Raw genomic sequence first — 25487 nt, 5'->3', positions numbered from 1 at the left:
AATACCATGAAAACACGCCTACTGGGAGGCATCGCTGCGCTTGTCGTAGCAATCATTGGAACAGTGATGCTTGTGTTCTACGTCCAAGGCGCCGACAAGCGCGCTCTGGCAAATACGGAGACCGAGGACGTCTACGTCGTCCAAAAGGAAATTCCTGCCGGGACTCCCACCGCCAGTTTCGGGGATTCAGTCATCAAGAAGGCCATCCCCAAATCGGCGATCGCCGCCGAGAGTGTCAGCAGCCTTGGAGATTTGGGCTCCAAAGTTTCTTCGATCGAATTCATGCCTGGTGAACAACTCCTCACCTCCCGCATGGTGGATCCAGGCAGCCTTGCTGGGCAAGGCCGGGTACAGGTTCCCACCGGTCTTCAGGAAGTCACCCTCAAGCTACCGATCGAGCGCGTCGTCGGCGGGACGGTGAAGGCCGGAGACACTGTCGGCGTGATGCTGTCGTTCAAAGCCGATGAGAAGGCCAGCGCCCCTGACCAAACAAGCTTCACTTTCCACAAAGTCCTCGTCACAGCAGTTCAGGACGCCAGCGGAACGATTACGGACAATTCCAGCTCGGGCTCCCAGGGAAGCAGCGGAGGCCTGAATTCCAATAAGGCGTCTGGCCAGAACGGCGGCTACCTTGTCACCGTGGCGCGTTCCGCCGTCGACGTTCAGAAGATTGTCTATGCGGTGGAATTCGGCACCATCTACCTGAGCAAGGAATCTTCAGATGCCGCGGCAGGCGCAACCAGCGTCATGGACCGGGGAAGTGTATTCAAATGAGCCGCTTCGTTCTCATCACCCCGGACTCTGACTTCGAACGACGGGTTCGTGCGGCAACAGCGGGGATGAGCGGAAGCCTGCAATGGTTCCAGGCCGACTACCTTCCGGCAGGCCCCCGCGAAATCCTGGACCAGCTCCTCGGCGAACCGCCTGAAGTCATAATCTTGGGACCGGGGCTGGAAATCGACGATTCGCTAAAGCACGCTTCTCTTTTGGACCTCCAGTTCCCGGAAATCAGTGTGGTTCTGGCCGCAGAGCAAAGCGAGTCGCTGGTCCTGGCGGCAATGCGCTCCGGGGTCCGGGATCTCCTCTCCCCTGCTGCAGACTCCGATTCCATCCGCGTCATGGTGGAATGGGCCAGCCTCGCGGCTGCCGGTCGTCGGAGGGGGTTGGCCCCCAACGCGATTGAGACTCCGTCGCAAGTTTCCGGCGGACGAATCATCGCCGTCATGTCACCCAAGGGAGGTGTAGGCAAGACCACCGTGGCAACAAATCTCGCTGTCGGCTTGGGAACATTGGCGCCAATGGGAGTGGTGATCGTCGATTTGGACCTCCAGTTCGGCGACGTAGCCAGCGGTTTGCTCTTGAATCCCGAGCGCACCATCACCGACGCTGTACTCGGTCCGGCAAGCCAGGACTCCATGGTGCTCAAGACGTACTTGAGCGTCCACCCGGCAAGCATCTATGCCCTCTGTGCACCGCGCAATCCTGTTGAGATGGACCGGATCACGGCCCAACACGTCACCAGACTGTTGGAACAGTTGCGGCTCGAATTCCAGTACGTCGTGATTGACACCGCACCGGGGCTGGGTGAACACGTCCTTGCCGCGCTGGAAACTGCCACGGACGCCGTTTGGGTGTGCGGCATGGATATCCCCAGCATCCGTGGTTTGCGAACCGGCTTGAACATCCTCGACGAATTGCAATTGCTCCCTCAGTACCGGCACGTCGTCCTGAACATGGCCGATCCCAAAAGCGGACTGGTCCTCAAGGACGTGGAAGCGAGCATTGGGGTTCCGGTGGATGTTGCCATTCCTCGATCACGGACCCTTCCTTTCTCCACGAACAAAGGCGTCCCGCTGCTGCAGGACGGGACGCGAGATGCCGCCACCAAGGGCCTACGCCTGCTGGTGAACCGGTTTAAGCCCAATTGGGACGAGCGAGAACACAAGCAGATGCACAGAAGGGCGGTTGTCCGGTGAACCTCTCACGCAGACTCGAAAGCCGACGGCACGATGCCGGCTCAGGCGCGGCACCGGAACCGGTAGCAGCTCCAAATGAAGTGACCGTGCCAACAGCAATCACGCTCGGCCGAATTCAAGAAGCCAAAGCCGCAGAGTCCTCAAGCACGATGGCTCACGCAGATGAAAACACACCGTCGACGATCCTCGCGAGTGAAGCCCTAGGCGAACTGAAAGACCGGGCCAGCAAGGCCCTGTTCGAACGCCTCGGTTCCAGGCTTTCTGATTCCTCCATGGACGAGGCGGAATTGCACCAGTATGTCAGGGACGAGCTCAAAGTTGTGGTCGACGAGGAACAGGTTCCCCTGACTTCCGCCGAACGGCAACGCCTCACCTCGGAGATCATCGATGACGTTCTCGGCCATGGCGCAATCCAGCGCTTCTTGGACGATCCGGAGATCACGGAAGTCATGGTCAACCGCTACGACAGCATCTACGTGGAGCGCTACGGGCAGCTGTACAAAACGGAAGCAAAATTCACGTCCGATGAGGCCCTTCGCCGCGTCATTGAACGCATTGTCTCCAAGGTCGGGCGCAGGATTGATGAATCATCCCCGTTGGTGGATGCGCGCTTGGCTGACGGTTCTCGCGTTAACGCCATCATTCCACCGCTCGCCGTCAACGGTCCTTCACTGACCATCCGAAAGTTCGGCCGCGAGGCCCTCACCGTCAACAAACTGATTGAGTTTGGGAGCCTCTCCCCGGAAATGGCCGAACTACTCAGCGCTTGCGTCCTGGCACGGATGAACATCATCGTGTCAGGGGGCACTGGCACAGGCAAGACCACGCTGTTGAACGTCTTGTCTTCCTTCATCCCCACAACCGACAGGATCGTCACCATCGAGGATGCCGTCGAACTGCAACTCCAGCAGGAGCACGTGGTACGCCTTGAGAGCCGGCCGGCAAACATTGAAGGTCGTGGTGAAGTGACCATCCGCGACCTCGTCCGGAACTCCCTCCGCATGCGGCCAGACCGCATCGTGGTTGGCGAGGTTCGCGGCGGCGAATCCCTCGACATGCTCCAGGCAATGAACACCGGTCACGACGGATCAATCTCCACCGTGCACGCCAACTCGCCCCGCGACGCCATAGCCCGACTGGAAACCCTGGTCCTCATGGCGGGCATGGATCTGCCCCTCCGCGCCATCCGGGAACAGGTTGCCTCCGCCGTGAACCTGATCGTGCACATTAGCCGTCTCCGGGACGGGACGCGCAGGGTCACCCACATCACGGAGGTCCAAGGCATGGAGGGCGATATCGTCACGCTTCAGGACGCCTTCGTGTTCGATTACTCGGCCGGAATCGATGCAAACGGCCGCTTCCTTGGTAAACCCGTCCCTACCGGGGTCCGTCCCCGCTTTACCGACCGCTTCGCGGAACTCGGAATTTCGGTTTCGCCGGCAGTCTTCGGGGCAAGCTTTGCAGGCGGCCCACGATGAATGGCGGCGGAACGCAAACCATCTGGTTTGCGTTGGGACTTGGCTTGGTCTACCTCGCTCTACTCCTTGTGGTGCTCGTGGTCTTCAAGTCACGGAGGATCCTTGACATCGAAAGGCGACGTCTCGATGCGCCTATCCATACATCTATGTTGACCCGGCTCACAGACGGAGCCAAGGAAGCCGTCCAAACCCGCATTCAGCCGCGATCGGGTGGACTCCTTTCGCAAGCGAAGCTCGATGCCGCCGGACTGAAAAAGCAACCCGCCGACTATCTGTTGATCGGGGGTGTCGTGACAGTCTTGGCCACCGTGGTCGGCTTCACGCTGGGAGGGTTCTTCTTCGCAATCCTTATGGCACTCGCCGCCGTGGCCGCCCTTGTCGGGCTTCTCAGTCTGCTGGTGTCCCGCCGTTCGGCCAAGTTCAATGAACAGATACCCGACGCTCTTCAAATGATGAGCGGTGGCATGCGGGCCGGGCACAGCCTCTTGCGGGCCGTCGACGCCACCGCACAGGAAAGCGAGGCACCGATGGCTGAGGAAATGAGCCGGATTGTCAATGAGACCCGGATCGGCCGGGACCTCGGCGAGTCGCTCAATGACGTCGCTCGGAGGACGAGGAGCGAGGACTTCTCTTGGATAGCCCAGGCGATCGAAATCCACAGGGAGGTTGGTGGCGACCTGGCTGAGGTACTGGACCATGTGGGTGAAACCATCCGTGACCGAAACCAGATTCGTCGGCAGGTAAGTGCACTGAGCGCGGAAGGGAAAATGTCCGCGTACGTGTTGCTCGGGCTGCCGGTGATGATGTTTATCCTGCTGCAGATCGTCAACCCGAGTTACGGACAAGTACTCACCTCCACTGTTCCCGGCTACATCATGCTCGTCGTGGCAGTCATCATGCTCAGCCTTGGCGGATTTTGGTTGAGCCGGCTCATCAAGCCGAAATACTAGGAAGGGTCTGTCATGCAAATTATTGCGTACGCAGGAATGCTGGCCATCGTGGCGCCCGTCTCGTGGATGGTATGGCTGACCTTCACGGCGGACAGGGCAGGGTTGCGCAACATCCGTGCCAATATGGGTGTCCAGGCCCCAGCCACCTCACAGCAGGCCCCGGCCAACGAGCGCTTGACGGCGTTTTCACGCCAACTGGCACCGGGCGGTTACGTGGCTTGGCTGGACAAACAGCTTGCCGGCGCCGGACGGCCCAAGGACTGGCCGCTTGGCAGGGTCCTGATGATCAAGCCGCTGTTGGCACTTGGCGGCGCAGTTTTGGGACTGTTGCTATTCCTTGGGGACCGGTCAGCAGGTCGCGTTCTCCTTGGCCTCGCCGTTGTTGTACTGGCGTACTTCGTACCGGATCTCCTCATTCGATCGAGAGCCAAAAAGCGTCGGGATGCCATCCGGCTGGAACTTCCCAACACCCTCGACCAAATGTTGATCGCCGTCCAAGCCGGCCTTGGCTTTGAAGCAGCCATGGCCCGTGCTGCGGAAAACGGAAAGGGACCCCTGGCTGATGAATTCATCCGAACGCTCCAGGACATCCAGGTGGGGCGCAGCCGCAAGGACGCCTATCTGGACATGGCTCAGCGCGTGGATGTTCAAGACGTCCGGAGCTTCATCCGGGCGGTCGTTCAGGCCGATGCTTACGGCATCGCGATTGCCAAAGTGCTCAAGGCGCAGGCGCAGGAAATGAGAACCAAACGGCGGCAAGCAGCTGAAGAACACGCCATGAAGATCCCGGTCAAGATCCTCTTTCCACTGATCTTCTGCATCTTCCCCACGCTGTTCATCATCCTTTTGGGGCCAGCAGTCGTGAAGATCATCGCCGCATTTTCCTAAGCACGAAACCCCACCGTTCCTCCGAACCAGGCGCATCTGGGGCGCCTCAAGCCGACCACCCGCGATACCCAGAACCGCGGGTGGTCTCGCAGGCCCCCTCTCCGGTACCCAGAGCCGGGAGGGGGTCGTCCAACGGCGGGGCCTCATCTGGGACAGAACGTCTGGACAACCGACCCCCGCTACTCCCGCCGGGCCCGGGTCAGCTCAGCCCGCGCAAACAGTTCGTCGTCGGACGGGTAGGCCACTTCCTCAAGCACCAAGGGGTGTGGCGCGGCCAGGACCGACTTGGCGTCCCTGACCCCCGCAAGCAGGCGTTCGTGCAGCCACTCCGGCTGTTCCAGGCCCTCCCCCACACGCAACGCCGATCCCACCAAGGCACGCACCATGTTGTGGCAAAAAGCGTCGGCCTGGACGTTGGCAACAAGCACGCCGTCGCTGCTGCGCACGAACTCAAGCCGCTGCAATTCGCGGATAGTGGTGGCTCCCTCGCGGGGCTTGCAGTATGCGCGGAAGTCCTGGAGCCCCAACAGCGCCGCGGCGCCCACATTCATGGCGCCCTCGTCCAACGAGGACTTGTGCCACAAGGTCAACCTGCGCAGGACAGGGTCCCAAAGTTCCGGGCCATCGGCAATCCGGTAGCTATAACGCCGCCACAATGCCGAGAACCGGGCGTCGAAGCCCTCAGGCGCGAGTCCGACGTCGTGCACTTCAATGGCGCCGGTTTCATCCCGCAGGACGCGGCTCAAGGCTCCACGGAGCCTCCGGAGCAGCGCAGCGGCGGGGTCAATCTCGTGGCCCCTGGGTAGCCCGGTCCACTCGGCCTCGGACAGATCGATGTGCACCACTTGTCCCCGCGCATGCACACCGGCGTCGGTGCGGCCCGCCACGGTGACCCGCACGGGACGCCGTACGATCAACGCCAGCCCCTCTTCGAGTGAACCCTGCACGGTCCGCAGACCCGGCTGCAGGGCCCAACCATTGAATGGGCCGCCGTCGTACGAAAGATCCATCCGGACGCGCAAAAACCCGCCGCCCCCCAAGACGGGGGCAGCGGGTTTTCGATCGTTCATAGACTTAAGTCTACTGTGAAGAATTCAGTGAATTACTTCTTTTCCTCAGCGGCCGGAGCCTCTTCGGTTTCAGCAGCTTCAGCTTCAGGAGCCTCAGTCTCGACGGCTTCAGTCTCGACGGCTTCAGTCTCGACGGCTTCAGTCTCGACGACCTCTTCCTCGGCAACCGGAGCAGCTTCTTCGGCAACCGGAGCAGCTTCTTCGGCAACCGGAGCGGCCTTCTCAGCGTCGCGCTTGGCAGCGGCAGTTGCCTCGGCAACTACAGCCTGCTTCGGGGAAACCGGCTCAAGAACCAGTTCGATGACAGCCATGGGAGCGTTGTCGCCCTTGCGGTTGCCGATCTTGGTGATGCGGGTGTAGCCACCATCGCGGTTGGCAACGGCGCCGGCGATGTCGGTGAACAGCTCGTGGACGATGCCCTTGTCGCTGATCAGGCCGAGCACGCGACGGCGGGAGGACAGGTCGCCGCGCTTGGCGAAGGTCACAAGGCGCTCTGCGTACGGCTTCAGGCGCTTGGCCTTGGTGACCGTCGTGGTGATGCGCTTGTGCTCGAACAGCGCTGCTGCCAGGTTCGCGAGCATCAGGCGCTCGTGAGCCGGACCGCCTCCGAGGCGCGGACCCTTAGTGGGGGTAGGCATAGTAATTTCTCCTGTAATGAAGGCCGTCCGGGTCCGAACGTGGACTCGGTGGCCAAGATCTGCTTGTTAGAGCTCGTCGTCGCTGAACGCGGCGTCGTCCTCTTCGATGGCTGCGGCGCGGGCTGCCAGGTCGAAACCGGGAGGCGAGTCCTTGAGGGACAGGCCCAGTTCAACCAGCTTTGCCTTGACCTCATCAATGGACTTCGCACCGAAGTTACGGATGTCCATCAGGTCAGCCTCGGAGCGGGCAACGAGTTCACCCACGGTGTGGATGCCCTCACGCTTGAGGCAGTTGTAGGAACGGACGGTGAGGTCCAGATCCTCGATCGGCAGTGCCATGTCAGCTGCCAAAGCAGCATCCGTCGGCGACGGGCCAATCTCGATACCTTCGGCTGCGGTGTTCAGCTCGCGAGCCAGACCGAACAGCTCCACCAGGGTGGTGCCTGCCGAGGCAACGGCGTCGCGCGGGGCGATAGCCTGCTTGGTCTCGACGTCGACAATCAGCTTGTCGAAGTCAGTGCGCTGCTCAACACGGGTGGCTTCCACGCGGAAAGTCACCTTCAGCACCGGCGAGTAGATCGAGTCGACCGGAATGCGGCCGATCTCGGAGTCGCCGGACTTGTTCTGAGCTGCCGAAACGTAGCCGCGGCCGCGTTCGATGGTCAGTTCGAGTTCGAACTTGCCCTTCGAGTTCAGCGTGGCAATGTGCAGATCCGGGTTGTGGAATTCGACGCCGGCCGGCGGAGCGATGTCCGCGGCGGTGACGACTCCGGGGCCCTGCTTGCGCAGGTATGCAACAACCGGCTCATCGTGCTCGGAGGACACGGAGAGGCTCTTGATGTTCAGGATGATCTCAGTGACATCTTCCTTGACACCCGGAACCGTCGTGAACTCGTGCAGCACGCCATCGATCCGGATGCTGGTTACAGCGGCACCGGGGATGGAAGAGAGCAGGGTACGGCGGAGGGAGTTTCCGAGGGTGTAGCCGAAGCCCGGTTCCAACGGTTCAATGATGAAACGCGAACGGTTCTCGGAGACTACTTCTTCAGACAGAGTGGGGCGCTGTGCAATGAGCACTTAGGTTTCCTTTCGGCGAGCATCCGCTATATGACGCAACACAGGTGGTGGAAATCGGCTTGGTTCCGGCTGTGCCGGCCGGGTGCTGCGGAACAGTCAGGCTGTTCAGCAGCACCCGGCCGGCAAAGGCCAAGAAGCCAATTAGACGCGGCGGCGCTTCGGCGGGCGGCAACCGTTGTGGGCGCTGGGGGTGACGTCCTGGATGGAGCCAACCTCGAGGCCAGCGGCCTGCAGCGAACGGATTGCGGTCTCGCGTCCGGATCCCGGTCCCTTGACGAAAACGTCGACCTTGCGCAGACCGTGCTCCTGGGCGCGCTTTGCAGCAGCCTCGGCAGCCATCTGGGCGGCGAACGGGGTGGACTTACGGGAGCCCTTGAATCCAACCTCACCGGCGGAAGCCCAGGAGATTACAGCACCGTTCGGGTCCGTGATGGACACGATGGTGTTGTTAAAGGTGCTCTTGATGTGCGCCTGGCCAAGCGCGATATTCTTCTTGTCCTTCTTACGCGGCTTGCGAACCGCGCCACGAGTCTTCGGGGGCATTATTTCTCCTACAGAAAGTTATCGGGGGAAAGTCAGCAGCTATTTCTAGCGGCCGGCTTTCTTCTTGCCGGCGACGGTACGCTTCGGGCCCTTGCGGGTACGAGCGTTGGTCTTCGTACGCTGACCGCGTACGGGCAGGCCCTTGCGGTGACGCAGGCCTTCGTAGCTGCCGATCTCAACCTTGCGGCGGATATCTGCTGCTACTTCGCGGCGAAGGTCACCCTCAACCTTGTAGTTGCCTTCAATGTAGTCACGCAGCTGGACCAGCTCGGCGTCAGTCAGGTCCTTGACGCGAACGTCAGCGCTGATGCCGGTGGCAGCCAGGGTTTCGTGTGCACGGGTCTTGCCCACGCCGTAGATGTAAGTAAGCGCAATTTCCAACCGCTTTTCGCGGGGAATGTCTACGCCAGCGAGACGAGCCATAGTGGCAGTACTCCTTGAATAAACCGGAGGTCGTAGGCAGTACACCCGCACTTTCAGTGCGGCCCCAGCCTCCGACCGGGGGTTAGCTGTCCGGGCTCTATACGTCCCAATTCAGCTTGTGCTGCCTTTATTTACTTGCGTGGGTTAGCAACCCAGGTTGCCCTCGCGGGCGCTAGTTCCCTTGCGGGGAATTAGCCCTGGCGCTGCTTGTGGCGCGGGTTCTCGCAGATCACCATGACCCGGCCATTACGGCGGATCACTTTGCACTTGTCGCAGATCTGCTTAACGCTCGGCTTGACCTTCATGGCGTTCCTTTGCGTGTTGCAGTTGGTCAGCTGTTGCGGCAATACCCGGGTTTCCCAAGGCTGCCGCCCAGCAATTACTTGTAGCGGTAGACGATGCGACCACGTGTGAGGTCGTAAGGGCTCAGCTCCACCACTACGCGGTCCTCAGGAAGAATCCTGATGTAGTGCTGTCGCATCTTCCCCGAGATGTGTGCAAGAACGATGTGCTTGTTGGTGAGCTCAACGCGAAACATCGCATTGGGCAGCGCCTCAGTCACAACGCCCTCGATCTCAATGACCCCGTCCTTCTTGGCCATATCCTCCGCTAACTGTTGTTTGCCGCAGTCCTCCGGTTAGGCACCGGAAAATCTGCGGACGTTTTTGTTTGTTTGGCCGTCCGGCTTCTGCCACTCCACGAAGCAGGACTCGCGACCTGTTAAATGGGCGTGGCTGCGCAGACAACCAACAAACAACTCTACGCCAATACGGCGCGAATGTTAAATCCGCCCATGCTAGCGCAGACACCGGCACCGTGTCACTCTTCCCCGGGTCGCGGAATCCCCTTAGAAACGCTAAGCCGCGCCGTAGGACGGGAAGGTCCCAGCCGCCGTCGTCGTGGTTTCCGCGGACGCGACGCCGTCAAGAACAGCCAGGCGCACGGCGTCTGCCGCGGCGCTTTGCAGGGTAATGAGCGAAACCTGCCTCGCTTGCTCCGAACTGCGGTCAAGCGCGACGGCGCCCGTCGCCAACGCGAACACAGTGTCGCCGTCGGCGAGGGTATGGGAAGGACTAAGCGCCCGGGCGAGTCCGGCATGGGCCGCACTGGCGGTGCGCTTGCATTCGGCGGGGTCAAGGACCGCATTGGTAGCGACGACAACAAGCGTGGTGTTCAACGCCGGGGGCGCCGCCGAATTTGTGTTAGCGGGCGTCGCGCGCTGGGGCGACGCGCCAAAAGGCATCCCCAGCGCGTTCACCACTGCGAGCGCACCCACTACCACTCCGTTGTCAAGGGTGATGGAGGACGTGCCCACTCCTCCTTTGAACGCGCCGCGGCCAATCACTGCTCCCGTGCCGGCGCCGACGTTTCCGCGTCCGACGTCGGCGTGCTCGCTTGAGGCCGCAGCCGCGGCGGCCGCTGCATAACCCATGGTTTCGTCCGGTCGGGCGCCGAAGTCGCCGCCGCGACCCAAGTCGAAGATCGCCGCGGCGGGAACGATCGGCACCACTCCCCCGGGCACGGCGAAACCGCGCCCCTGTTCTTCGCACCGTCGCTGGACACCGTGGGCCGTGATCAACCCGAAAGCGCTCCCACCCGTGAGCACTACTGCATCGACTGTGGACACCAGGGTGGTGGGGTCAAGCGCATCCGTCTCGTGCGTGCCCGGACCGCCGCCGCGCACATCCACCGATCCAACCGTCCCCGGCGGCGGAAGGACCACGGTCACCCCGCTCAGCCAGCCATCACCGATCCGCTGGACATGTCCCACCCGGATTCCTGGCACATCAGTGATCTTGGTAGTCATGTGCCTATTCTGCTCCTTCTGCACAAACGGTAGTCGTGCCTCGAATGTAAACAGGGCCCCACCTTCCACGAAACATCGAGTAAACGACCGCGGAAGGCTTGTCCAACAATCCCGGAGTTGGCTCTCTTTTTGACTTGACAGGTCCTCCCCTGTGGTGAGGTAAGACTAGCCGCCCCCTTGACCCAACACACGGAGTCTGGCGTGCCCCAATATCTGCAAACCGTTAGAGACTTCCAATGACAAGACAACTGACTGGCAGCCCCGCGGCCCCCACGCAGACTGTCCCGGCCCCTCAGCGCCGGGGACGTTGGTCCGGCCGAACCCGCCGCGACTTCTTTGTGTTCCTGGCACTGGCGTTGCCGAACTTGGCGCTGATCGCGGTGTTCACGTATCTGCCCTTGATCAACAACATGTATTACTCAACCCTTGACTGGACCTTGGGCTCAACGTCGGCCACCGTTGTGGGCCTCGACAACTATGTCAACTTCTTCACTAGCTCCGACGCCCCGCAAGTACTCGGCACCACCCTCATCTTCACCGTGGTCACTGTCGGCGGTTCCATGGTGCTGGGTCTCTTGGTGGCCTTGGCCTTGAACGCGAACGTACGCGGCACCACCTTTGCGCGCTCTGCCGTCTTTGCCCCCTATGTCCTCAGCGGCGTGGGTGTTGGCCTCGTGTGGCTGTTCATCTTCGACCCTGGTTACGGCGTGCTGTCCTGGTTGCTCCGGGGCATTGGCCAGCAAAGCCCCCAGTGGATCAACGATCCGCAGCTCTCCCTCGTGATGGTCATCATCGTCTACGTCTGGAAGAACCTGGGCTACTGCGCCGTCGTGTACCTCGCAGGGCTCCAGTCGCTCCCGAAGGACGTCATGGAGGCAGCATCCCTGGATGGCGCCAACGGCTTCCGCAGATTCATGAGCATTTCCGTTCCGCTGCTCTCGCCCACCACGTTCTTCCTGCTGATCACCACGATGATCAGCTCGCTGCAGGCCTTCGACCTGATACGCATCATGACACCGCTGGGCAACGGCACCAGCACGCTGATCTACGAGGCCTATCTTCAGGCCTTCGGCGCCTACAACCGCGCCGGGTACTCCGCCGCCATCTCAGTGGTGCTCTTCGCCATCCTGCTCATCATCACCGTGCTCCAGCTGCGGTTCGTCGAACGGAAGGTGCACTACTCATGAGCACGCTCTCTCCCGTCAGTCCCAACCCCGCCACCGGCGTCGGGACCCTGAAAGCTCCCGACGGCGGTCCGGAGCTCCCCGTGCGGCGCGACCGGCCGTTCTCCCGCGCAAACCTTGTCCAGACGCTGGCCGGCGGCTACATCCCGTTGATCGTGGCCACCCTGGTGGTGGTCCTGCCGCTGTTGTGGATGTTGCTGAGTTCCTTCAAGCAGCCCGGCGAGATCGTCACCACGGATCTCAAAATCCTGCCGCAGGGCTTGAACCTGGAGAACTACCACACTGCCATGACCACGGTGCCGTTCGCGCGGTTCTTCCTGAACAGCCTGATCGTCACCGCCGTGGGCTCCACGGTGAAGGTGATCCTGGCGATCCTGACGGCTTACGCCCTGGTGTTTGTCCGGTTCCCGTTCAAGAACGTCATCTTTGTCGTGATCCTCGTGGCCCTGATGGTGCCGCCGCAGGTGTCGATCCTCCCTAACTACATCCTGATTGCCGGAATGGGCGGCAAGAACACCTTGTGGGGAATCATCCTCCCGGGTCTCGGCACGGCCTTCGGAACCTTCCTCCTTCGGCAGCATTTCAAGACGCTTCCGGGGTCAATCCTCGAAGCCGCAGAAATCGACGGCGCGGGTCATTGGCGCAGGCTGTGGCAAGTCGTCGTCCCCGTGTCGCTCCCCTCCATCGCCACCGTGGCCCTCGTCACCGTGGTGAGCGAATGGAACGACTACATCTGGCCGCTGATCATCACGGACCGGCCGGAAACCATGACCCTTCCGGTTGGCCTGACCCTGCTTCAGAACTCAGAAGGAAACGGCGCCGGTTGGGGGATCTTGATGGCCGGCGCAGTCCTGGTGATCATCCCGATCCTCCTGGTGTTCGCAGCGTTGCAACGCTACATCGTTGCCGGGCTCACCCAGGGCAGCGTCACCGGCTAGCAACACCGAACCGTCACCCGCGGCCTTCCCCCACCCTGGCCGTGCTGCGGCCTGGGCGCAGCATCCAAACCAAACCCTCACCACCTTTGCATCCTTGAGAGGACAATCCATGGCAATGAATCTTGACCGTAGAAACTTCCTGGGGCTCGCCGGACTTGGAGTCGGCGCCGCAGCTCTGGCGGCCTGCGGCGGCCCGTCGACCGGCGGCAGCGTTGCAAGCAGCGCACCCTCAGACATCGACTTCACCGGCGTCAAGGCAGCCGGCTCGTTCGACTTTTGGACCAGCCACCCCGGACAGTCCCAGACCGTCGAGCAATCCATCATCGACAAATTCCAGGCGAAGTTCCCGGACATCAAGGTGAACCTCGTGACGGCAGGCGCCAACTACGAGGAAATCGCCCAGAAGTTCCAGACGTCGCAGGCTGCTAAGTCAGCCCTCCCCGGCCTCGTGGTGCTCTCCGACGTCTGGTGGTTCCGGTACTACACCAACGGCAACATCATTCCGTTGGACGGGCTCATCAAGCAGTTGGACTTCAAAATTGATGACTTCCAGAAGTCCCTCGTGGCGGACTACCAGTACGCCAACAAGCAGTGGGCGCTCCCCTACGGCCGGTCCACCCCGCTCTTCTACTACAACAAGGACCACTTCAAAGCCGCCGGCCTTCCGGACCGGGCGCCGAAGACCTGGCAGGAATTTGCCGAGTGGGCCCCCAAGCTCCAGGCCAGCTCGGGCGCGAAGTACGCCTACATCTACCCGGCCCTCGCCGGATACGCCGGCTGGACACTGCAGAACAACCTGTGGGGCTGGGGCGGTAGCTGGTCCAATGGGTGGACCTTCAACTGCGATTCCGCTGAGTCCGTCGCGGCCCTGCAGTGGGCCCAGGACTCGATCTACAAGGACAAGTGGGCTGGAGTCTCCTCAAAGAACGCCGCGGACGACTTCGCCGCAGGCATTACGTCCACCACGATCTCCTCCACCGGTGACCTGCTGGGCGTGCTGAAGTCCGCTAAGTTCAACGTCGGCGTCGGCTTCATGCCGGGCGGCCCCAAGGCTGAGACCAACGTCTGCCCCACGGGCGGCGCCGGCCTCGGCATTCCCAGCGGCGTCAGCAAGGAGGTCCAGCTCGCCGCTGCCACCTTCCTGAAATTCATGACCGAACCGGAGAACACCGCGGCCTTCTCCGCCGCAACGGGCTACATGCCCACCCGTGTCTCCGCGGACATGACCGCAGTCCTCGCCAAGACTCCCCAGATCAAGACGGCCATGGATCAGCTCGCTGTCACCAAGGTGCAGGACAACGCCCGCGTGTTCCTGCCGGGTGCCGATCAGGAGATGGCCAAGGCCGCCGCGAAGATCCTCACCCAGCAGGGCGACGTGAAGGCGACCATGACGGACCTCAAGGCAACCCTCGACGGAATCTACACCAAGGACGTAAAGCCCAAGCTCAAGAGCTAAGGCAAAACTCCTCCGACACACAAAATCCCTGGCGACACCGGAATACCGGTCTCGCCAGGGATTTTGCGCATCGGACGTCAGGGAATCGGAACGGGCACGACGCCGAGCGGCACCAGCTGCTCTGCGCCGCCGTCGGGGGCGGAAAGCACCCAGATGCCCTTTTCGTGAACGGCGACCGAGTGCTCCCATTGGCACGAACGCTTGCCGTCGGTGGTCACCACGGTCCATTCGTCGTCGAGGGTGGCGGTTTCGATGCCACCACGGACGAGCATGGGCTCGATGGCGAGGCACAATCCCGGCCGGATCTTGGGGCCCCGATGCGTGGTGCGAAAGTTCAAGACGTCAGGGGCCATGTGCATCTCGGAACCGATACCGTGTCCCACGTAGTCTTCCAAGATGCCCAGCGGTTTCCCCGGCACGGAAGAGACGTAGTCGTCCACGGCGTTTCCGATGTCGCCGACGAACCTGCCCTTGGCCAACGCGGCGATTCCACGCCACATGGCGGCCTGGGTGACGTCCGAGAGCCGCTGGTCCTCGGGGTCGGCAGTGCCAACTATCACCGTCCTTGCGGAGTCGGAGTGCCAACCATCAACAATCGCGCCGCCATCAATCGAAATGATGTCCCCGTCTTGCAGGACACGGTCACCGGGGATGCCGTGGACGACTTCCTCGTTGACGGAGGTGCAGATGGTGGCAGGAAAGCCGTGGTACCCAAGGAAGTTCGACTTGGCTCCAGCGTCGATCAGAACCGCCGCAAAGGCGGCGTCGATCTCCCGCGTGGTGACACCGGGTTTCGCAGCCTCAACGGCCGCGTCGAGGGCGCGGCTGAGGACCAATCCGGCCTCGTGCATCTTGCGCATTTGCTCGTTGGTCTTGTATTCGATGCGGGGCTGGCCGAACGCCATGGTCTCCTCTTGTGGTGTGCTGCGGGATTCGATCGGTCCCAAGTCTTCCCTATTTTCCCGCATCAGCGACTCAGTTCGAAACCGGCCCTGAGATCGATCCAGGAAGAACCGCTGCTTTGGTCCCTGCACAGGGGGAACAGAAAGGGTGTGTCCCGCGCAAACGGCGCCGGGACACACCCTTTAATCAGATATAGCGGGACTAAACCGCCTTGGCCGCCTCGATGGCCAGCAACACGCGGTCAGTGACCTCGTCGATGCCTCCGATGCCATCAACCTTGGTCAGGATGCCACGTTCGGCGTACTTGGCCACCACGGCTTCCGTCTGCTCGTGGTAGAGGTCCAGGCGGTGGCGGATGACAGCTTCGTTGTCGTCCGAGCGCCCGGTCTCCTTGGCGCGTCCCAGCAAGCGCGAAACAAGTTCCTCGTCGTCGGCCGTCAGCTGAAGCACGACGTCGAGCTTCTCTTCGGTGTCGGCAAGGATCTGGTCCAGGTATTCCACCTGGGCGGTGGTGCGTGGGTAACCGTCAAGCAGGAAGCCGTTTTCGACGTCGCCTTCGCTCAAGCGGTCACGGACCATCTTGTTGGTCACGCTGTCCGGAACGAAATCGCCGGCGTCCATGTACTTCTTGGCTTCGATACCCAGGGGGGTTTCGCCCTTGACGTTTGCACGGAAGATATCGCCCGTGGAAATGGCGACCACGCCCAGGCGCTCGGAAATCCGCTCAGCCTGCGTTCCCTTACCCGAACCCGGAGGTCCAATGATCAGCATTCTCGTCATCGCAAAAGCCCTTCGTAGTGACGTTGTTGTAGCTGCGCATCAATCTGCTTGACGGTTTCGAGGCCCACACCCACCATGATCAGAATGGACGTGCCACCGAACGGGAAGTTCTGGTTGGCGTTGATCAGGACGAGTGCAACCAGCGGAATCAACGCCACGAAGCCCAGGTAAAGGGCGCCAGGGAGCGTGATTCTGGAAAGCACGTACTGCAGGTAGTCCGCGGTCGGTTTACCCGCCCGGATGCCCGGAATGAACCCGCCATACTTCTTCATGTTGTCCGAGACCTCTTCAGGGTTGAAGGTGATCGCGACATAGAAGTACGTGAAGAAAACAATCATGACGAAATACAGCGCCATGTAAATGGGATGGTCGCCACGGGTGAGGTTGTTGTTGACCCACTCAACCCATGGGGCCAGTGACTCTCCTGCCTTGGGCCGGTTGAACTGTGCAATCAATCCGGGCAAATAGAGCATGGAGGAAGCAAAGATGACGGGCACGACGCCGGCCATGTTGACCTTGATGGGGATGTAGGTGCTGGTGCCGCCCACGGTGCGCCGGCCGATCATACGCTTGGCGTACTGGACCGGAATGCGCCGCTGGGACTGCTCCACGAACACTACGAGGGCGACGGTCACCAGGCCGATGGCCAACACCGTGAAGAAGGTACCCGGGCCCTTGGAACGCCAGATGGCACCCAGGGAAGTCGGGAAGCCGGCAGCGATGGACGTGAAGATGAGCAGGGACATACCGTTGCCCACGCCCTTCTCGGTGACCAGTTCGCCCATCCACATGATGAGGCCTGTACCGGCCGTCAGCGTGATGACCACAAGAATCGTGGCGATGATGCTGGTGTCCGGGATGATCGGCAGCGTGCAGTTGGGCAGCAGCTGCCCGGAGCGCGCCAGGGACACCAGGGTGGTGGCGTTCAACAGACCCAGCGCGATGGTCAGATAGCGCGTGTACTGCGTCAGCTTCGACTGGCCCGAGGCACCTTCTTCGTACAGTTGCTGGAACCGCGGAATGACCACGCGGAGCAACTGCACGATGATGCTGGCCGTGATGTACGGCATGATCCCCAGGGCAAAGATCGAAACCTGCAGCAGTGCACCACCGCTGAAAAGGTTGACGAGCTGGTAGAGGCCGCCCTGGTCCTGATTGCTTGACAAACATTGTTGAACATTTTGGTAGCTCACACCAGGCGAGGGGATAAAAGCGCCCAAGCGGAAGATTGTGATGATTCCCAGCGTGAACAACAACTTGCGTCGCAGATCAGGCGTCCGAAATGCCCGGCCGAATGCGCTTAGCAAGCGTCCTCCTGAGTTAAAAGTCCAAGGGTGTCGAAGGGGTCATTGAAACCCAACACCCGAGTCTAACGGCTTCATACGCCATGCGAACAATCGAGGGGGTCGCACCACACGAAAAACTCCCGGCGCGAGGGGCCAAAGCCCCCCACACCGGGAGTCGATTCACAACGGGCTGTGCCCCAGAGCCCTTAGAGGGCTGTGGTGGTTCCGCCTGCTGCTGCAATCTTTTCAGCTGCGCTGGAAGAGAAGGCGTGGGCGGTGACGTCAACCTTGACGGTGATGTCGCCGGTGCCCAGCACCTTGACGGGCTGGTTCTTGCGAACGGCACCCTTCTCAACCAAGGACTCGACGGTGACAACGCCACCTTCCGGGAAAAGCTCGTTGAGCTTGTCCAGGTTTACAACCTGGAACTCAACCCGGAACGGGTTCTTGAAGCCGCGAAGCTTCGGCAGGCGCATGTGCAGCGGCAACTGGCCGCCGGCAAAGCCAGCCTTGACCTGGTAGCGCGCCTTCGTACCCTTGGTACCGCGACCGGCGGTCTTACCCTTGGAGCCTTCACCACGACCAACACGGGTCTTGGCAGTCTTGGCACCCGGGGCGGGACGCAGGTGGTGGACCTTCAGAGTGTTCTGCTTTTCGGCAGCCTCTGCGGCGGTTTTGTTCTCAGCCATTACTTCGCCTCCTCTACATTCACGAGGTGCGGAACCGTGTTGAGCATTCCCACAGTCACGGCATCAGCGGTACGGACAACAGTGTGTCCGATGCGCTTGAGGCCGAGGGACCGCAGGGTTTCACGCTGGTTCTGCTTGGCGCCGATGACGCCCTTGATCTGGGTGATCTCCAACTGGGCGTCGGAGGGAGTCAGGTTCTTAGCCATGACTAAACACCTGCCTTCTGGTTCTGGAGTGCGCGCACCAGAGCAGGAGGAGCAACCTCGTCCAGCGGCAGGCCACGGCGGGCTGCCACGGAAGCGGGCTCTTCCAGTCGCTTCAGGGCGTCAACAGTCGCGTGAACGATGTTGATGGCGTTCGAGGAACCGAGCGACTTGGAGAGAACGTCGTGGATACCGACGCATTCCAGTACCGCGCGGACCGGACCACCGGCAATTACACCGGTACCCGGTGAAGCTGGACGCAACATGACAACGCCTGCTGCGGCCTCACCCTGCACGCGGTGCGGGATGCTGCTGCCAACGCGGGGAACGCGGAAGAAGGACTTCTTAGCCTCTTCAACGCCCTTTGCGATAGCTGCCGGAACTTCCTTGGCCTTGCCGTAGCCAACGCCAACCATGCCGTTACCGTCACCGACGACCACCAGGGCGGTGAAGCTGAAGCGACGACCACCCTTGACGACCTTGGCAACACGGTTGATGGTTACAACGCGCTCTACGAACTGGCTCTTCTCGGCCTCGCGACCGCCGTCGCGGCCACCACGGCCACCACGGTCGCCGCGGCCCTGGCCACGGTCACCACGCTCGCCACGACGGCCGCCGCGGCGGTCGTCGGTGGCAGCAGCGGTCTCAGTTGCCTCAGCAGCTGCAGCTTCAGTCACCTGAATGTCCTTTTCGTTATTCTCAACGGTCACAGTGCCAGCCCACCTTCGCGTGCGCCGTCAGCGACGGCGGCGATGCGGCCGTGGTACTTGTTACCACCGCGGTCGAAGACAACAGCTTCAATGCCTGCAGCCTTGGCGCGCTCTGCAACGAGCTCGCCGACGCGCTTGGCCTTGGCAGTCTTGTCGCCATCGAGTGCACGAAGGTCAGCTTCCAGCGTGGAAGCTGAAGCCACGGTTACACCCTTGCTGTCATCGACAACCTGGACGAAGATGTGGCGTGCGGAGCGGTTGACGACCAGACGAGGACGAACAGCCGTGCCGGTGATGCGCTTGCGGATACGAAGCTGGCGACGGCTGCGTGCAGCAGACTTGCTCTTGTTCGTACGCTTCTTGTTAATTGCGATGGCCATGGTTTACTTACCAGCCTTTCCGACCTTGCGGCGGATAACTTCGCCGGCGTAACGGACACCCTTGCCCTTGTAGGGGTCGGGCTTGCGCAGCTTGCGAATGTTGGCAGCAACCTCGCCGACCTGCTGCTTGGAGATACCAGCGACGGAGAGCTTGGTCGGCCCCTCCACCGTGAAGGTGATGCCTTCCGGAGCGGAGACATTGACCGGGTGGCTGAAGCCGAGAGCGAACTCAAGGTCAGAACCCTTGGCCTGAACGCGGTAACCAGTGCCTACGATTTCAAGCTTCTTCTCGTAGCCCTTGGTAACGCCCTCGATCATGTTGGCGATCAGGGTGCGGGTCAGGCCGTGCAGGGAACGCGAAGTGCGCTCGTCGTTCGGGCGGGTGACAGTCAAGGTGCTCTCGTCCAAGGTGACCTCGATCGGGCTGGCTACAGTGTGGCTCAGCTCGCCTTTGGTGCCCTTGACGTTGATGACAGAGCCATCAACCTTGACTTCAACGCCGGCAGGAACGGTGATGGGGAGACGTCCAATACGTGACATTATTCTCTTCCTTTCCCGTTACCAGACGTACGCGAGGACTTCGCCGCCCACGCCCTTCTTGCCGGCCTGCTTGTCAGTCAGGAGGCCGGAAGAGGTGGACAGGATTGCGATACCCAGGCCACCCAGCACGTGAGGCAGGTTGGTGGACTTCGCGTAAACGCGGAGACCAGGCTTGGAAATGCGGCGGACACCAGCAATCGAACGCTCGCGGTTCGGACCGAACTTGAGGTCGATGGTCAGCTTCTTGCCGACTTCGGCTTCCTCTTCCTTCCAGGCAGCGATGTAGCCTTCTGCCTTCAGGATGTCGGCAACGCGTGCCTTGAGCTTGCTGTACGGCATGCTCACGGTGTCGTGGTATGCCGAGTTGGCGTTGCGCAGACGCGTAAGCATGTCTGCGACAGGATCTGTCATAGTCATTTGGGCTCTTGCCCTTCCTCGTAATGGTTTCCGCGTTGACTGATCAAGCAGCCGCGGCCGGACCTACTACGTAGTTGTTAGTCTTCGGATTTGAACGGGAAGCCAAGCGCCTTGAGCAGCGCGCGGCCTTCGTCATCGGTCTTTGCCGTGGTGACAACCGTGATGTCCATGCCGCGTACGCGGTCGATGGAGTCTTGGTTGATCTCGTGGAACATAACCTGCTCGGTCAGACCGAAGGTGTAGTTGCCGTTGCCGTCAAACTGCTTGCCGCTGAGGCCGCGGAAGTCGCGGATACGGGGCAGTGCGAGGGTCACGAGGCGGTCCACGAATTCCCACATGCGGTCTCCACGCAGAGTTGCGTGTGCACCGATGGGCATGCCTTCGCGCAGCTTGAACTGAGCGATGGACTTGCGGGCCTTGGTTACCTGCGGCTTCTGGCCGGTGATCAGGGTGAGGTCGCGGACAGCGCCGTCGATCAGTTTGGAGTCCTTGGCGGCATCTCCAACACCCATGTTCACAACAACCTTCACCAGGCGGGGAACCTGGTTCACGTTCTTGTACTTGAATTCCTCAACCAAGGTCTGCTTGATGGAATCGGCGTACTTCGTCTTCAGACGCGGAACGATCTTCACTGGAGTCTCGAGAGTCTCAGTCATTAGATGTCCTTCCCGGATGCCTTGGACACGCGGATACGAACGGTCTTGGAGTTGCCGTCCTTCTCAACGGTCTCGAGGCGGAAACCAACGCGGGTCGGCTTCTTGGTCGAGGGGTCAACAAGAGCAACGTTGGAGACGTGAATCGGGGCCTCAACGACCTCGATGCCACCAGTCTTGGTGCCGCGCTGCGACTGACCGACCTTGGTGTGCTTGGTGACGCGGTTGATGCCTTCTACCAGAACGCGGTTCGCCTCCGGGTAAACGCGCAAAACCTTGCCCTGCTTGCCGCGGTCGCCGCCACGCTCCTGCTTGGCACCGGTGATGACCTGAACGAGGTCACCCTTCTTGATTTTAGCCATGGACTAAAGCACCTCCGGGGCCAGGGAGACGATCTTCATGAACTTCTTGTCACGGAGCTCACGACCAACCGGGCCGAAGATACGGGTACCGCGGGGGTCGCCGTCGTTCTTCAGAATCACAGCTGCGTTCTCGTCAAACTTGATGTAGGAACCATCCGCACGGCGGCGTTCCTTCTTGGTACGAACGATGACAGCCTTAACGACGTCACCCTTCTTTACGTTGCCGCCAGGGATAGCGTCCTTGACGGTTGCGACGATGACGTCGCCAATGCCTGCGTAGCGACGGCCGGATCCGCCGAGAACGCGAATGGTAAGGATTTCCTTAGCACCCGTGTTGTCGGCGACCTTCAGTCGCGACTCCTGCTGAATCAATTTTTACTCCTTGCGTCGCGCCGGTTCTCAGACCGAAATGGAGCATACGGAATGAGCCTTGCGGAACGGATGATCGGGGTGTCTCTTGACCTGCCTGGATTTTGCCAGAGCAAGCCTAAACTCCCGTGCCGCCAACATCAGCTTCCCTTGCGGAAATAGCTGCGCGGGGCAGTATGCCGCGGCACGATTGTTTACGAGGTAGTTGTCGACGCACAACTGGCGCCATACAAACTCAATATCCTAGCACGTTTTGTGCTAGGTACCGAAACGCGGAAAGGCCCGCATTCCTTCCGGAACACGGGCCTTCCTGCCAATCCATATCGCTGCCGGGCACACAGCCCGGCGCGGGATTACTTAGCCTTTTCGAGGATCTCGACCAGGCGCCACCGCTTGGTAGCGGAGAGCGGGCGGGTCTCAGAGATCAGAACGAGGTCGCCGATGCCGGCAGTGTTCTGCTCGTCGTGAGCCTTGATCTTCGAGGTGCGGCGAATGACCTTGCCGTACAGAGCGTGCTTCACGCGGTCTTCAACCTGAACAACGATGGTCTTTTCCATCTTGTCAGAGACAACGTAGCCGCGACGCGTCTTACGGTAACCGCGCTGTTCAGCGCTGGCTGCTGCTTCCGTCACAGTTTCCTTCTGTTCGCTCACTTGGCGTCCTCTCCAGCCTCAGCTTCGGCCTTTTCAGCCTTGGCTTCTGCCTTCTTGGACTTCTTTTCTTCCTTGGCTTCCACAACCGGTGCGGCAACCTCGGCACGAATGCCCAGCTCGCGCTCACGGAGAACGGTGTAGATACGTGCGATGTCCTTCTTTACCGCGCGCAGACGACCGTGGTTCTCCAGCTGTCCGGTGGCGGATTGGAAACGCAGGTTGAACAGCTCTTCCTTGGACTTGCGGAGTTCTTCAACGAGACGCTCGTTGTCGAAACCGTCCAGCTGTGCGGGTGCGAGATCCTTCGACCCTACTGCCATTTCTATTCACCACCTTCGCGACGCACAATGCGTGCCTTCAACGGCAGCTTGTGGATTGCCAGGCGCAGTGCCTCGCGAGCTACCTCTTCATTGACACCGGCGAGCTCGAAGAGAACGCGGCCCGGCTTGACGTTTGCGACCCACCATTCCGGAGAACCCTTACCGGAACCCATGCGGGTTTCGGCCGGCTTCTTCGTCAGCGGACGGTCCGGATAAATGTTGATCCAGACCTTGCCGCCACGCTTGATGTGGCGGGTCATCGCGATACGGGCAGACTCGATCTGACGGTTCGTGACGTAGGCCGGGCTCAGGGCCTGGATGCCGTACTCACCGAAAGTGACCTTGGTGCCGCCCGTTGCAGCGCCGGAACGACCCGGGTGGTGCTGCTTACGGTGCTTGACTCGACGTGGGATAAGCATTTAAGCCGGTCCTCCTTCTGCTGCGGGAGCAGCAGCTTCAGCTGCCGGAGCCTCTGCAGCAACAGGTGCTGCGTCGGCTGCCGGACGGTCGGTACGACGACGGCGGTCACCACGGTCTGCGCCACCCGGGCGGCCCGGGCGGTCGCTGGGACCGCGGCCGCGGGACGGAGCAGCAGCTGCCTGCTGAGCCAGTTCCTTGGCGGTGACGTCGCCCTTGTAGATCCAGACCTTCACGCCGATGCGGCCGAAGGTGGTCTTGGCCTCGTAGAAGCCGTAGTCGATGTTCGCACGCAGGGTGTGGAGGGGCACACGGCCTTCGCGGTAGAACTCCGAGCGGGACATTTCTGCGCCACCCAGTCGACCGGAGCAAGCGATACGGATACCCTTGGCACCCGCGCGCTGTGCGGACTGCATGGCCTTCTTCATCGCACGGCGGAAAGCCACGCGGGAAGTCAGCTGCTCAGCAACGCCCTGGGCAACAAGCTGGGCTTCCATCTCGGGGTTCTTAACCTCGAGGATGTTCAGCTGGACCTGCTTGCCGGTGAGCTTTTCGAGCTCGCCGCGAATGCGGTCCGCTTCTGCACCGCGGCGGCCAATGACGATGCCCGGGCGAGCCGTGTGGATGTCCACGCGGACACGGTCACGGGTGCGCTCGATTTCGACCTTGGCGATACCAGCGCGCTCCATGCCCGTGGACATGAGCTGGCGGATGCGGATGTCTTCGCGAACGAAGTCCTTGTACCGCTGGCCAGCCTTGGTGCTGTCAGCAAACCAGTGCGATACGTGATCGGTGGTGATGCCGAGTCGGAACCCGTGCGGGTTTACTTTCTGTCCCACTTAGCGAGCCTCCTCTTTCTCCGGGGTAGCGACTACCACGGTGATGTGGCTCGTGCGCTTCTTGATCTGAAATGCGCGACCCTGAGCACGCGGCTGGAACCGCTTCATGGTCGGGCCTTCATCAACAAACGCTTCGCTGATGTAGAGGTCTCCTTCGTCAAAGGCAACGCCGTCGCGGTCCGCGAGGACCCGTGCGTTTGCCATTGCCGACTGAACTACCTTGAATACCGGCTCCGAAGCTGCCTGTTCGGCGAACTTCAGAATTGCCAGAGCCTCATTCGCTTGCTTACCACGAACAAGGTTGACGACGCGCCGGGCCTTCATAGGCGTTACGCGGATGTGACGCGCAATAGCCTTGGCTTCCATTGCTTTCCTTCTCTCGTCTAAGCCGTAGAGCCAGCGCCTTAGCGGCGCTTGCCCTTACGGTCGTCCTTGACATGGCCGCGGAATGTCCGCGTGGGAGCGAATTCGCCGAGCTTGTGCCCGACCATCGACTCAGTGACAAACACCGGAATGTGCTTGCGTCCGTCGTGAACGGCAATCGTGTGACCCAGCATGTCCGGGACGATCATCGAACGGCGGGACCAGGTCTTGATGACGTTCTTGGTGCCCTTTTCGTTTTCCCTGGCGACCTTTACAAAGAGGTGCTGGTCTACGAAAGGACCTTTTTTCAGGCTGCGTGGCATGTGTCCAGGCTCCTATCGCTTGTTCTTGCCAGTACGGCGGCGACGAACAATAAGCTTGTCGCTCTCTTTGTTGGGGCGGCGGGTGCGGCCCTCACGCTTACCGTTCGGGTTGACCGGGTGACGTCCACCGGAAGTCTTACCTTCACCACCACCGTGCGGGTGATCGACCGGGTTCATGGCGACACCACGGACGGTCGGGCGAACGCCCTTCCAGCGCATACGGCCGGCCTTACCCCAGTTGATGTTCGACTGCTCGGCGTTGCCGACCTCGCCGACGGTTGCGCGGCAGCGCACGTCAACGTTGCGGATTTCACCGGAGGGCAGACGCAGCTGGGCGAAACGGCCTTCCTTGGCGACGAGCTGAACCGAAGCACCTGCGGAACGGGCCATCTTGGCGCCGCCACCAGGACGCAGTTCAACTGCGTGGATGGTGGTACCAACCGGGATGTTGCGCAGCGGCAGGTTGTTGCCCGGCTTGATGTCAGCGTCGGGGCCAGCCTCGACGAAGTCACCCTGGGACAGCTTGTTCGGGGCGATGATGTAACGCTTGGTGCCATCAACGTAGTGCAGGAGGGCGATGCGAGCCGTGCGGTTCGGATCGTACTCGATTTCGGCAACGCGGGCGTTGACGCCGTCTTTGTCGTGGCGACGGAAGTCGATCAGACGGTACTGGCGCTTGTGGCCACCACCCTTGTGACGGGTAGTGATCTTACCGGTGTTGTTACGGCCGCCAGTCTTGTGCAGCGGACGCAGCAACGACTTTTCCGGAGTCGATCGCGTGATTTCGGAGAAGTCGGCTACGCTCGAGCCGCGACGGCCCGGGGTAGTCGGCTTGTATTTACGGATTCCCAT

At 61.2% G+C, this 25487-nt stretch carries 35 protein-coding genes; 8 read left to right on the top strand and 27 right to left on the bottom strand.

Going from position 1 to position 25487, the window contains the following annotated elements:
- Positions 1-6 precede the first annotated feature (6 nt).
- The 5 genes from cpaB (at position 7) to AC3ANQ_RS05540 (ending at position 5292) form a co-directional block, all read left to right on the top strand.
- The gene (cpaB, locus tag AC3ANQ_RS05560) at positions 7-774 is read left to right on the top strand and encodes a Flp pilus assembly protein CpaB (RefSeq protein ID WP_488304170.1); all 768 of its coding nucleotides are present in this window, start codon (positions 7-9) and stop codon (positions 772-774) included.
- Positions 771-1976, top strand: a complete 1206-nt coding sequence (locus tag AC3ANQ_RS05555) for a CpaE/TadZ family protein (RefSeq protein WP_488304169.1) — start codon at positions 771-773, stop codon at positions 1974-1976. The genes cpaB and AC3ANQ_RS05555 overlap by 4 nt, the downstream gene beginning before the upstream one ends.
- Positions 1977-2125: 149 nt before the next feature.
- Positions 2126-3454, top strand: a complete 1329-nt coding sequence (locus AC3ANQ_RS05550) for a TadA family conjugal transfer-associated ATPase (protein ID WP_488305263.1) — start codon at positions 2126-2128, stop codon at positions 3452-3454.
- A complete protein-coding gene (locus AC3ANQ_RS05545; protein ID WP_488304168.1) occupies positions 3451-4404 on the top strand; it encodes a type II secretion system F family protein in 954 nt (317 codons plus the stop codon). Before AC3ANQ_RS05550 ends, AC3ANQ_RS05545 begins: the two co-directional genes overlap by 4 nt.
- A 12-nt stretch (positions 4405-4416) precedes the next feature.
- Positions 4417-5292, top strand: coding sequence for a type II secretion system F family protein (locus tag AC3ANQ_RS05540; RefSeq protein ID WP_488304167.1), 876 nt, complete (start codon positions 4417-4419; stop codon positions 5290-5292).
- Between the two features lie 179 nt (positions 5293-5471).
- On the opposite strand, the gene AC3ANQ_RS05535 is transcribed toward AC3ANQ_RS05540, so the two are convergent.
- From AC3ANQ_RS05535 to AC3ANQ_RS05500, 8 genes are all read right to left on the bottom strand, one after another.
- Complete coding sequence (locus AC3ANQ_RS05535; RefSeq protein WP_488304166.1) at positions 5472-6362, bottom strand: tRNA pseudouridine synthase A; 891 nt, start codon at positions 6360-6362, stop codon at positions 5472-5474.
- Between the two features lie 32 nt (positions 6363-6394).
- Entirely contained in the window at positions 6395-7000 is a 606-nt protein-coding gene (gene rplQ / locus AC3ANQ_RS05530; RefSeq protein WP_488304165.1) for a 50S ribosomal protein L17, read from the bottom strand.
- Between the two features lie 66 nt (positions 7001-7066).
- On the bottom strand, positions 7067-8077 hold the full coding sequence (locus AC3ANQ_RS05525; RefSeq protein ID WP_136321891.1) for a DNA-directed RNA polymerase subunit alpha: 1011 nt from the start codon (positions 8075-8077) through the stop codon (positions 7067-7069).
- A 141-nt stretch (positions 8078-8218) separates the two neighbouring features.
- Complete coding sequence (rpsK, locus tag AC3ANQ_RS05520) at positions 8219-8620, bottom strand: 30S ribosomal protein S11 (RefSeq protein ID WP_028265083.1); 402 nt, start codon at positions 8618-8620, stop codon at positions 8219-8221.
- 45 nt (positions 8621-8665) lie between these two features.
- Entirely contained in the window at positions 8666-9043 is a 378-nt protein-coding gene (rpsM, locus tag AC3ANQ_RS05515) for a 30S ribosomal protein S13 (RefSeq protein WP_011775569.1), read from the bottom strand.
- Between the two features lie 191 nt (positions 9044-9234).
- Entirely contained in the window at positions 9235-9348 is a 114-nt protein-coding gene (rpmJ, locus tag AC3ANQ_RS05510) for a 50S ribosomal protein L36 (RefSeq protein WP_011775570.1), read from the bottom strand.
- Positions 9349-9422: 74 nt separating this feature from the next.
- On the bottom strand, positions 9423-9644 hold the full coding sequence (gene infA / locus AC3ANQ_RS05505) for a translation initiation factor IF-1 (RefSeq protein ID WP_009358723.1): 222 nt from the start codon (positions 9642-9644) through the stop codon (positions 9423-9425).
- Between the two features lie 255 nt (positions 9645-9899).
- Positions 9900-10850: a P1 family peptidase gene (locus AC3ANQ_RS05500; protein ID WP_488304164.1), complete on the bottom strand. Its 951-nt coding sequence runs from the start codon at positions 10848-10850 to the stop codon at positions 9900-9902.
- A gap of 236 nt (positions 10851-11086) precedes the next feature.
- On the opposite strand from AC3ANQ_RS05500, the gene AC3ANQ_RS05495 reads away from it, so the two are divergent.
- The 3 genes from AC3ANQ_RS05495 (at position 11087) to AC3ANQ_RS05485 (ending at position 14428) form a co-directional block, all read left to right on the top strand.
- Complete coding sequence (locus tag AC3ANQ_RS05495; RefSeq protein WP_488304163.1) at positions 11087-12037, top strand: carbohydrate ABC transporter permease; 951 nt, start codon at positions 11087-11089, stop codon at positions 12035-12037.
- Positions 12034-12972, top strand: coding sequence for a carbohydrate ABC transporter permease (locus AC3ANQ_RS05490; protein WP_265979339.1), 939 nt, complete (start codon positions 12034-12036; stop codon positions 12970-12972). The genes AC3ANQ_RS05495 and AC3ANQ_RS05490 overlap by 4 nt, the downstream gene beginning before the upstream one ends.
- A 109-nt stretch (positions 12973-13081) precedes the next feature.
- The gene (locus AC3ANQ_RS05485) at positions 13082-14428 is read left to right on the top strand and encodes an ABC transporter substrate-binding protein (RefSeq protein ID WP_488304162.1); all 1347 of its coding nucleotides are present in this window, start codon (positions 13082-13084) and stop codon (positions 14426-14428) included.
- Positions 14429-14505: 77 nt separating this feature from the next.
- On the opposite strand, the gene map is transcribed toward AC3ANQ_RS05485, so the two are convergent.
- The 19 genes from map to rplB form a co-directional block, all read right to left on the bottom strand.
- The gene (map, locus tag AC3ANQ_RS05480; protein ID WP_488305262.1) at positions 14506-15333 is read right to left on the bottom strand and encodes a type I methionyl aminopeptidase; all 828 of its coding nucleotides are present in this window, start codon (positions 15331-15333) and stop codon (positions 14506-14508) included.
- Between the two features lie 199 nt (positions 15334-15532).
- Positions 15533-16102 carry an adenylate kinase gene (locus AC3ANQ_RS05475; protein WP_395803121.1) on the bottom strand — a complete coding sequence of 190 codons (570 nt, stop codon included), beginning with the start codon at positions 16100-16102 and terminating at the stop codon, positions 15533-15535.
- Between the two features lie 5 nt (positions 16103-16107).
- Positions 16108-17418 (bottom strand): preprotein translocase subunit SecY, encoded by a 1311-nt coding sequence (gene secY, locus AC3ANQ_RS05470; RefSeq protein WP_488304161.1) that lies wholly within the window; start codon positions 17416-17418, stop codon positions 16108-16110.
- Between the two features lie 185 nt (positions 17419-17603).
- A complete protein-coding gene (gene rplO, locus AC3ANQ_RS05465) occupies positions 17604-18086 on the bottom strand; it encodes a 50S ribosomal protein L15 (RefSeq protein WP_488304160.1) in 483 nt (160 codons plus the stop codon).
- Positions 18086-18292 (bottom strand): 50S ribosomal protein L30, encoded by a 207-nt coding sequence (rpmD, locus tag AC3ANQ_RS05460; protein ID WP_059387371.1) that lies wholly within the window; start codon positions 18290-18292, stop codon positions 18086-18088. Before rpmD ends, rplO begins: the two co-directional genes overlap by 1 nt.
- Positions 18293-18294: 2 nt before the next feature.
- Positions 18295-18966 carry a 30S ribosomal protein S5 gene (rpsE, locus tag AC3ANQ_RS05455; protein ID WP_265979332.1) on the bottom strand — a complete coding sequence of 224 codons (672 nt, stop codon included), beginning with the start codon at positions 18964-18966 and terminating at the stop codon, positions 18295-18297.
- Between the two features lie 29 nt (positions 18967-18995).
- Positions 18996-19379: a 50S ribosomal protein L18 gene (gene rplR / locus AC3ANQ_RS05450; protein ID WP_265979331.1), complete on the bottom strand. Its 384-nt coding sequence runs from the start codon at positions 19377-19379 to the stop codon at positions 18996-18998.
- Positions 19380-19382: 3 nt separating this feature from the next.
- A complete protein-coding gene (rplF, locus tag AC3ANQ_RS05445) occupies positions 19383-19919 on the bottom strand; it encodes a 50S ribosomal protein L6 (RefSeq protein ID WP_236812277.1) in 537 nt (178 codons plus the stop codon).
- 18 nt (positions 19920-19937) lie between these two features.
- Positions 19938-20336, bottom strand: a complete 399-nt coding sequence (gene rpsH / locus AC3ANQ_RS05440) for a 30S ribosomal protein S8 (RefSeq protein ID WP_028265096.1) — start codon at positions 20334-20336, stop codon at positions 19938-19940.
- 77 nt (positions 20337-20413) lie between these two features.
- Positions 20414-20992 carry a 50S ribosomal protein L5 gene (gene rplE / locus AC3ANQ_RS05435; protein ID WP_488304159.1) on the bottom strand — a complete coding sequence of 193 codons (579 nt, stop codon included), beginning with the start codon at positions 20990-20992 and terminating at the stop codon, positions 20414-20416.
- The gene (gene rplX, locus AC3ANQ_RS05430; RefSeq protein WP_268020748.1) at positions 20992-21351 is read right to left on the bottom strand and encodes a 50S ribosomal protein L24; all 360 of its coding nucleotides are present in this window, start codon (positions 21349-21351) and stop codon (positions 20992-20994) included. The genes rplE and rplX overlap by 1 nt, the downstream gene beginning before the upstream one ends.
- Before the next feature lie 3 nt (positions 21352-21354).
- Complete coding sequence (gene rplN, locus AC3ANQ_RS05425) at positions 21355-21723, bottom strand: 50S ribosomal protein L14 (RefSeq protein ID WP_003803789.1); 369 nt, start codon at positions 21721-21723, stop codon at positions 21355-21357.
- A gap of 350 nt (positions 21724-22073) precedes the next feature.
- The gene (gene rpsQ, locus AC3ANQ_RS05420; RefSeq protein ID WP_059387365.1) at positions 22074-22373 is read right to left on the bottom strand and encodes a 30S ribosomal protein S17; all 300 of its coding nucleotides are present in this window, start codon (positions 22371-22373) and stop codon (positions 22074-22076) included.
- Positions 22370-22693 (bottom strand): 50S ribosomal protein L29, encoded by a 324-nt coding sequence (gene rpmC, locus AC3ANQ_RS05415; protein ID WP_059387364.1) that lies wholly within the window; start codon positions 22691-22693, stop codon positions 22370-22372. The genes rpsQ and rpmC overlap by 4 nt, the downstream gene beginning before the upstream one ends.
- 2 nt (positions 22694-22695) lie before the next feature.
- Complete coding sequence (rplP, locus tag AC3ANQ_RS05410) at positions 22696-23112, bottom strand: 50S ribosomal protein L16 (protein WP_028265101.1); 417 nt, start codon at positions 23110-23112, stop codon at positions 22696-22698.
- Positions 23113-23949: a 30S ribosomal protein S3 gene (rpsC, locus tag AC3ANQ_RS05405; protein WP_488304158.1), complete on the bottom strand. Its 837-nt coding sequence runs from the start codon at positions 23947-23949 to the stop codon at positions 23113-23115.
- Entirely contained in the window at positions 23950-24315 is a 366-nt protein-coding gene (gene rplV, locus AC3ANQ_RS05400; protein WP_028265103.1) for a 50S ribosomal protein L22, read from the bottom strand.
- A 38-nt stretch (positions 24316-24353) separates the two neighbouring features.
- On the bottom strand, positions 24354-24635 hold the full coding sequence (rpsS, locus tag AC3ANQ_RS05395) for a 30S ribosomal protein S19 (protein ID WP_018773666.1): 282 nt from the start codon (positions 24633-24635) through the stop codon (positions 24354-24356).
- A gap of 12 nt (positions 24636-24647) precedes the next feature.
- The gene (rplB, locus tag AC3ANQ_RS05390; protein WP_028265104.1) at positions 24648-25487 is read right to left on the bottom strand and encodes a 50S ribosomal protein L2; all 840 of its coding nucleotides are present in this window, start codon (positions 25485-25487) and stop codon (positions 24648-24650) included.

It is taken from the genome of Arthrobacter sp. DMZ02-1R, assembly GCF_057747935.1.
The sequence above is the reverse complement of the archived record's forward strand: the minus strand, read 5'-3'. Positions and strand labels throughout refer to the sequence as shown.

Coding starts and splice junctions, on each gene's coding strand:
- cpaB (WP_488304170.1), top strand. CDS start 7: ATGAAAACACGCCTACTGGGAGGCATCGCTGCGCTTGTCGTAGCAATC.
- AC3ANQ_RS05555 (WP_488304169.1), top strand. CDS start 771: ATGAGCCGCTTCGTTCTCATCACCCCGGACTCTGACTTCGAACGACGG.
- AC3ANQ_RS05550 (WP_488305263.1), top strand. CDS start 2,126: ATGGCTCACGCAGATGAAAACACACCGTCGACGATCCTCGCGAGTGAA.
- AC3ANQ_RS05545 (WP_488304168.1), top strand. CDS start 3,451: ATGAATGGCGGCGGAACGCAAACCATCTGGTTTGCGTTGGGACTTGGC.
- AC3ANQ_RS05540 (WP_488304167.1), top strand. CDS start 4,417: ATGCAAATTATTGCGTACGCAGGAATGCTGGCCATCGTGGCGCCCGTC.
- AC3ANQ_RS05535 (WP_488304166.1), bottom strand. CDS start 6,362: ATGAACGATCGAAAACCCGCTGCCCCCGTCTTGGGGGGCGGCGGGTTT.
- rplQ (WP_488304165.1), bottom strand. CDS start 7,000: ATGCCTACCCCCACTAAGGGTCCGCGCCTCGGAGGCGGTCCGGCTCAC.
- rpsK (WP_028265083.1), bottom strand. CDS start 8,620: ATGCCCCCGAAGACTCGTGGCGCGGTTCGCAAGCCGCGTAAGAAGGAC.
- rpsM (WP_011775569.1), bottom strand. CDS start 9,043: ATGGCTCGTCTCGCTGGCGTAGACATTCCCCGCGAAAAGCGGTTGGAA.
- rpmJ (WP_011775570.1), bottom strand. CDS start 9,348: ATGAAGGTCAAGCCGAGCGTTAAGCAGATCTGCGACAAGTGCAAAGTG.
- infA (WP_009358723.1), bottom strand. CDS start 9,644: ATGGCCAAGAAGGACGGGGTCATTGAGATCGAGGGCGTTGTGACTGAG.
- AC3ANQ_RS05500 (WP_488304164.1), bottom strand. CDS start 10,850: ATGACTACCAAGATCACTGATGTGCCAGGAATCCGGGTGGGACATGTC.
- AC3ANQ_RS05495 (WP_488304163.1), top strand. CDS start 11,087: ATGACAAGACAACTGACTGGCAGCCCCGCGGCCCCCACGCAGACTGTC.
- AC3ANQ_RS05490 (WP_265979339.1), top strand. CDS start 12,034: ATGAGCACGCTCTCTCCCGTCAGTCCCAACCCCGCCACCGGCGTCGGG.
- AC3ANQ_RS05485 (WP_488304162.1), top strand. CDS start 13,082: ATGGCAATGAATCTTGACCGTAGAAACTTCCTGGGGCTCGCCGGACTT.
- map (WP_488305262.1), bottom strand. CDS start 15,333: ATGGCGTTCGGCCAGCCCCGCATCGAATACAAGACCAACGAGCAAATG.
- AC3ANQ_RS05475 (WP_395803121.1), bottom strand. CDS start 16,102: ATGCTGATCATTGGACCTCCGGGTTCGGGTAAGGGAACGCAGGCTGAG.
- rplO (WP_488304160.1), bottom strand. CDS start 18,086: ATGGCTGAGAACAAAACCGCCGCAGAGGCTGCCGAAAAGCAGAACACT.
- rpmD (WP_059387371.1), bottom strand. CDS start 18,292: ATGGCTAAGAACCTGACTCCCTCCGACGCCCAGTTGGAGATCACCCAG.
- rplR (WP_265979331.1), bottom strand. CDS start 19,379: ATGGCCATCGCAATTAACAAGAAGCGTACGAACAAGAGCAAGTCTGCT.
- rplF (WP_236812277.1), bottom strand. CDS start 19,919: ATGTCACGTATTGGACGTCTCCCCATCACCGTTCCTGCCGGCGTTGAA.
- rpsH (WP_028265096.1), bottom strand. CDS start 20,336: ATGACTATGACAGATCCTGTCGCAGACATGCTTACGCGTCTGCGCAAC.
- rplE (WP_488304159.1), bottom strand. CDS start 20,992: ATGACTGAGACTCTCGAGACTCCAGTGAAGATCGTTCCGCGTCTGAAG.
- rplX (WP_268020748.1), bottom strand. CDS start 21,351: ATGGCTAAAATCAAGAAGGGTGACCTCGTTCAGGTCATCACCGGTGCC.
- rpmC (WP_059387364.1), bottom strand. CDS start 22,693: ATGGCAGTAGGGTCGAAGGATCTCGCACCCGCACAGCTGGACGGTTTC.
- rplP (WP_028265101.1), bottom strand. CDS start 23,112: ATGCTTATCCCACGTCGAGTCAAGCACCGTAAGCAGCACCACCCGGGT.
- rplV (WP_028265103.1), bottom strand. CDS start 24,315: ATGGAAGCCAAGGCTATTGCGCGTCACATCCGCGTAACGCCTATGAAG.
- rpsS (WP_018773666.1), bottom strand. CDS start 24,635: ATGCCACGCAGCCTGAAAAAAGGTCCTTTCGTAGACCAGCACCTCTTT.
- rplB (WP_028265104.1), bottom strand. CDS start 25,487: ATGGGAATCCGTAAATACAAGCCGACTACCCCGGGCCGTCGCGGCTCG.